The sequence below is a fragment of the Paratractidigestivibacter sp. genome (assembly GCF_052362415.1).
Lineage (GTDB): Bacteria > Actinomycetota > Coriobacteriia > Coriobacteriales > Atopobiaceae > Paratractidigestivibacter.
This window is the reverse complement of record NZ_DAWEMK010000198.1, coordinates 1-1,120: the sequence shown is the minus strand read 5'-3', so window position 1 is coordinate 1,120 and position 1,120 is coordinate 1. Positions and strand designations below refer to the sequence as shown.

Here is a 1,120-nt window from a genome sequence, read left to right as displayed (position 1 = left end):
CGGCGGCATGGGCCGCCACGGCGGCGGCGCGTTCTCCGGCAAGGACTGCACGAAGGTCGACCGCTCGGCGGCCTACGCCGCGCGCTGGGTGGCCAAGAACATCGTCGCCGCGGGCCTCGCGCACAAGTGCGAGATCGAGCTCGCCTACGCGATCGGCGTTTCTCACCCGCTGTCCGTGATGGTGGACACCTTCGGCACCGGCTCGGTCGACGACTCCGTGATCGAGGCCGCCGTCGAGCGCGTGTTCGACCTGCGCCCGGGCGCGATTATCCGCGACCTCGACCTGCGCCGCCCGATTTACGAGAAGACCGCGGCGTACGGCCACTTCGGGCGCGAGCTCCCCGAGTTCACCTGGGAGCGCCGCGACCGTGTCGACGAGCTTCGCGCCGCCGTGGCGGAGCTCGGCGCATAGGCGAGAAGTTCGGCGCATAATCTATCGCGACCCGTTCCGGGGCCCGGCCGCAACGCCGGGCCCTATTGTCTCTTGGAAAGGACCCCCCACCCTTGAAGCGCCTGTATCTTCTCCGTCATGGACAAACCGAGTTCAACGTCCGCAAGCTGGTCCAAGGCCGCTGCGACTCGCCGTTGACCGAGCTCGGCGAGCAGCAGGCGCACACGGCCGCGGCATGGCTCGCGGCGCACGGGGTCGAGCCCGACGCGATCGTCTCGTCGCCTTTGGGCCGCGCGATGCGGACGGCACGGATCGTGGCCTCTGAGCTGAGCTTCGTTGGCGAGGTGCGGCCTGAGCCGGGCATCATCGAGCGCGCCTACGGGAGCTTCGAGAAGGGCCTGCACGATGCCCTGCCCTGCGACGTTTGGGACCCGGGCGAGGCGCTCGTGCCCTTCGGCGGGGAGGGGAGCCGCGCGCTCGCCGAGCGCATGGTCGCGGCGCTCGCGGCCGACATCGGCGAGCCTGGGGTGCGGACGCTGCTCGCCGTCTCGCACGGGAGCGCTTCCCGGCAGCTCATCCGCGCGACCCTGCCCGCGGGAGCCGAGTACCCCAAGCGCCTCCCCAACTGCGCCGTCATGGTCTTCGACTTCGACGAGGAGGCCCGCCGCTTCACCTTCTGCGGCCTCCACGACCCCGCCGCCATCACTGGGTGACAGTCATTGCATGCAG

The 1,120-nt window shown here is 70.6% G+C and carries 2 protein-coding genes; both read left to right on the top strand.

Annotated features, from left to right (window positions below; genetic code table 11):
- Window positions 1-412, top strand: a 412-nt coding sequence (locus ACT84W_RS10875; protein WP_444329235.1) for a methionine adenosyltransferase domain-containing protein, incomplete at its 5' end; no start/stop codon positions are given.
- A 92-nt stretch (window positions 413-504) separates the two neighbouring features.
- The gene (locus ACT84W_RS10870; RefSeq protein WP_444329234.1) at window positions 505-1,104 is read left to right on the top strand and encodes a histidine phosphatase family protein; all 600 of its coding nucleotides are present in this window, start codon (window positions 505-507) and stop codon (window positions 1,102-1,104) included.
- Window positions 1,105-1,120: the final 16 nt, after the last annotated feature.